This is a genomic window from Curtobacterium flaccumfaciens, assembly GCF_051548005.1.
In the GTDB taxonomy this organism is placed as follows: Bacteria; Actinomycetota; Actinomycetes; order Actinomycetales; family Microbacteriaceae; genus Curtobacterium.
The window spans coordinates 1-3,672 of sequence record NZ_JBPUGH010000220.1 but is presented as its reverse complement, the minus strand read 5'-3'; the positions used below and the strand labels follow the sequence as shown (position 1 = coordinate 3,672).

Here is a 3,672-nt window from a genome sequence, read left to right as displayed (position 1 = left end):
GTGGCGGGGAAGGTGCACGCGGCGTACCGCAACCACCTGCGGCCGCTGGTGTGCGTCGGGGAGCCGCACCGTGCCTCCAGTGCGGACGCGATCACGGAGGTGACCGCGCAACTGGACCGGTCCCTCGGCACCGCGACTGCGGACGGTCTCGCCGGGCCGCTGGTCGTCGCGTACGAGCCCGTCTGGGCGATCGGCGCGCCGGCGCCCGCGCCGGACGAACACATCGTGGCCGTCCTCGCCGGCCTCGAAGCACACCTCGCGTCGCGGACGGAGCTCGCCGGCAGCACGGTGATCTACGGCGGCAGTGCCGGGCCGGGGCTCCTCACCCGCGGGCAGGGGCGGATCGGGGGACTGTTCCTCGGACGGTTCGCCCACGACCCGGCCGCGATCACGACCATCCTCGACGAGGTCCTGTCGCTGCAGGAGCAGGAGCAGGAGCAGGAGCAAGGGGTGCACGCATGACGTCCCTCCTCGGCCTCTCCACCTACGCCTACTCCTGGCGCATGTCCGACCGCGTCCCGGCGCCGATGTCGCTCGACGACGCGATGCGCGATGCGGCGTCCTACGACGGCGTCGACCTCTTCCAGATCTGCGACCACCTGCCGCTCGACACCGTGTCGGACGACCGACTCGCGGCGATCCGGACCCTCGCCGACGACCTCGCGTTGACGCTCGAGGTCGGCACGCGCGGCACCCGCCCGGACCACCTCGCGCGGTACCTGCACGTCGCCGAGCAGCTCGGCGCGACGCTCGTGCGGAGCATGTGGACGAGCGGCGACGACCAGCCCGACGTCGCCGAGACCGAACGACGCCTGCGGACCGCACTGCCCGCGTACGAGCGAGCCGGCGTGACCCTGGCGCTGGAGACGTACGAGGTCGTCGCGACCGCGGACCTCGTCGCCGTCGTCGCGGCGATCGGCTCCGACCACCTCGGCATCTGCCTCGACCCCGCGAACACCGTCGCGCGGCTCGAACGCCCCGCGGAGGTCGTCGCGCGGACCGCACCGTACGTCCGGAACTGGCACGTCAAGGACGCCGCGTTCACCCGGTCGCCCGGATGGGTCGGCTTCCAGTACACCGGCGTCCGCACGGGCACCGGCCTCCTCGACTACGACGCCGTCCGCGCCGCGATCGACCCGCACACCCGGGGGATCAACCGCGTCGTCGAGTTCTGGCTCCCGTGGCAGGACGCCGCGGCCGGGGCAGAGCCGCTCGGCGACGAGACTCCCGCACAGACCACCACTCGCACCGAGGCGGAGTGGACCCAGCACACCATCGACCACATCAGGAGCAAGGAATCATGACCGACACCGCCACCACCACGCACACCGTCGCTGCCGGGTCCGGCACGGCCGACGTCACCGTCGCCGTGATCGGTGCCGGCGGCAAGATGGGCACCCGCGTCTCGAACAACTTCGCGAAGAGCGAGTACACGACGCTCTACAGCGAGGCCTCGCCCGCCGGCCAGGAGCGCATCCAGGCACTCGGCCGATCGCTGACCGACAGCCTCGACGCCGCGGCGGCCGCCGACGTCGTCATCCTCGCGGTCCCGGACGTCCTGCTCGGCAGCATCTCGGAGCAGCTCGTCCCGGTGATGAAGCCCGGCGCGACCATCCTGACCCTCGACCCCGCCGCGGCCTACGCCGGGCTGCTCGCGAAGCGTGAGGACGTCCACTACGCCGTCGCGCACCCGTGCCACCCCTCGGTGTTCCTCGAGCGCACCAGCAAGGAGGAGTGGGACGACACGTTCGGCGGCATCGCGGCGCCGCAGGAGGTCATCGCCGCGTTCGACGCCTCGGAGTCGCTCGGCGACGAGGGCGACCGCGCGAAGGCGATCACCGAAGCCGTCATCACGACCATGTACGCCCCGGTCATCCAGGTCCACTGGGTCACGGTCAAGCAGCTCGCCGTGCTCGAGCCGACCCTCGTCGAGACCATCGCCTGCATGATCGGCGACTTCCTCAACGACGCCCTCGAGGAGACCGTCACGGGCGTCGGCGTCCCCCGTGAGGCCGCGCGGGCGATGCTCTACGGCCACACCTGGATCGCCCTCACGAACGGCCTTCGCGGCTCGAACCCGTTCTCGGACGCGTGCCACATCGCGATGGGCTACGGCCGCGAGAAGCTCATCAAGGAGGACTGGAAGCAGGTCTTCGACGACAGCGAGCTCGACTCGGTGATCGCCAAGATGCTGAAGATCGACGCCGTCAAGCGCTGACCAGCGTCCGCTCGTACCGGAACGCCCCGCCAACCCCCTTCCGGCGGGGCGTTCCCGAGTGCTCAGCGTTCCCGAGTGCTCAGCGTTCCCGAGTGCTCAGGCCGACGACCGCGCCACCAACGCGCCGAGGGCCGCCGCACCGCGCTCCGCGTCGGAGACGGTCACGACCCGGGCCCCGCCCCCGCGCAGCCGGACCACGATCCCCGGCCCCGACCGGACGACGTAGGCGACCCCGCGCCCGGAGATGCGGTACCCCCACCCGCCCCACTGACCGGGGGAGACCTGCTCCCATCCGCACGAGTCGATCCGGTCGAGCGGTACCCGCATGATCGGGAGTCGTGTCCCCGTCGACGTCACGCGGAGTCCGCGCCGGTCGACCGTGACCTCGACTCGTGCGAGCACCAGCACCGCAGCCCCGGCGACGAGCAACACGAGACCGGTGACGACGGCCGAACCGCTGCTCCTGGCCGCCGTCCACACGGCAAGCCCGACACCGAGCGCGATGAAGACCAGCCCGAGCACCACGAACCAGGGGCTCCCGACGGACGACCGCCACGCGACCCGGGTGTCCGGAGTGACGTCGAGCGGATCCACGTGCTGTGCCGGGGCGACCGTCCTCCCGCGCCAGAGCGGCGGGACCGAGATCGCGGCGGCGGCAGCGCCGATCGCGATGAAGACCAGGGTCCACCACCACGCGAAGCGGTCGCTGCCCGTGAGCGCGACCACCGCGGTCGCAATCCACGCCGCTGCGAAGATCGGCCCCAGCAGCGACGCGACGAGCACCAGCAGCGCCGCGGTGCTCCGGTCGCGGAGTCGGAGCACCGCCACGGCGGCGACCACCGACGCGAGGCACACCGTGAGGGAGATCCAGAAGAACGGCCACGGCGACCCGAAGCCGTCCGCGCGGCCGTCACTGCCGAAGTGCGTCGCGGTGCGGGCAGGCAGCCGCGGGCCGACCAGCACTCCCGTCGCGGCGAGCGCCAGGAGCGCCACCGCGCTCGGCCCCACCACCGCCAGCCGTGTCCCGATCGTCGTCCGTGTGGTCGTCATCGTGCCCCCTTCAGCATCGTGAACAGTTCGTCGAGCGGCACCCCGAGGGCGTCCGCCTGGTCACGGAGCTCACCGACGAGGTCGCGGAGCCGGTCGAACGAGGCGTTCCCGGAGCGGAGCACGGTCGCCCCACGTCCACGTCGTAGCTCGATGAGCCCGTCCTCCTGCAGCCGCGCGTACGCACGGAGCACCGTGTGCATGTTGACGTCGATCGACGCCGCGAGGTCGCGGGCCGACGGCAGGCGGTCGCCCGTCGCGAGGTCGCCGCGCGCGATCGCGATGCGCACCTGCGTCGCGACCTGATCGGCGAGCGAGACCCGCGCAGCGGGATCGACGGTGATCAACATGTTCGCATTGTATGCGAACAATGCAAGGTGCGCATCTTCGCCCTGGAGGCGCGTGGC

The 3,672-nt window shown here is 71.9% G+C and carries 5 protein-coding genes; 3 read left to right on the top strand and 2 right to left on the bottom strand.

Annotated features, from left to right (window positions below; all coding sequences use genetic code 11):
* From ACSW7Y_RS16570 to ACSW7Y_RS16560, 3 genes are all read left to right on the top strand, one after another.
* Positions 1-462 (top strand): triose-phosphate isomerase (locus ACSW7Y_RS16570; protein ID WP_438127333.1); only part of this gene is annotated, 462 nt, incomplete at its 5' end.
* Positions 459-1,304 (top strand): sugar phosphate isomerase/epimerase family protein, encoded by an 846-nt coding sequence (locus tag ACSW7Y_RS16565; protein WP_438127332.1) that lies wholly within the window; start codon positions 459-461, stop codon positions 1,302-1,304. The genes ACSW7Y_RS16570 and ACSW7Y_RS16565, both read left to right, overlap by 4 nt.
* Positions 1,301-2,218 carry a phosphogluconate dehydrogenase C-terminal domain-containing protein gene (locus tag ACSW7Y_RS16560; RefSeq protein ID WP_438127331.1) on the top strand — a complete coding sequence of 306 codons (918 nt, stop codon included), beginning with the start codon at positions 1,301-1,303 and terminating at the stop codon, positions 2,216-2,218. Before ACSW7Y_RS16565 ends, ACSW7Y_RS16560 begins: the two co-directional genes overlap by 4 nt.
* A 96-nt stretch (positions 2,219-2,314) precedes the next feature.
* Here ACSW7Y_RS16560 and ACSW7Y_RS16555 read toward each other — a convergent pair whose 3' ends face one another.
* Both ACSW7Y_RS16555 and ACSW7Y_RS16550 read right to left on the bottom strand, forming a co-directional pair.
* Complete coding sequence (locus tag ACSW7Y_RS16555) at positions 2,315-3,268, bottom strand: DUF1648 domain-containing protein (RefSeq protein WP_438127330.1); 954 nt, start codon at positions 3,266-3,268, stop codon at positions 2,315-2,317.
* Positions 3,265-3,615, bottom strand: coding sequence for a GntR family transcriptional regulator (locus ACSW7Y_RS16550; RefSeq protein WP_438127329.1), 351 nt, complete (start codon positions 3,613-3,615; stop codon positions 3,265-3,267). The genes ACSW7Y_RS16555 and ACSW7Y_RS16550 overlap by 4 nt, the downstream gene beginning before the upstream one ends.
* Positions 3,616-3,672 lie beyond the last annotated feature (57 nt).

Coding starts and splice junctions, on each gene's coding strand:
- ACSW7Y_RS16555 (WP_438127330.1), bottom strand. CDS start 3,268: ATGACGACCACACGGACGACGATCGGGACACGGCTGGCGGTGGTGGGG.
- ACSW7Y_RS16565 (WP_438127332.1), top strand. CDS start 459: ATGACGTCCCTCCTCGGCCTCTCCACCTACGCCTACTCCTGGCGCATG.
- ACSW7Y_RS16550 (WP_438127329.1), bottom strand. CDS start 3,615: ATGTTGATCACCGTCGATCCCGCTGCGCGGGTCTCGCTCGCCGATCAG.
- ACSW7Y_RS16560 (WP_438127331.1), top strand. CDS start 1,301: ATGACCGACACCGCCACCACCACGCACACCGTCGCTGCCGGGTCCGGC.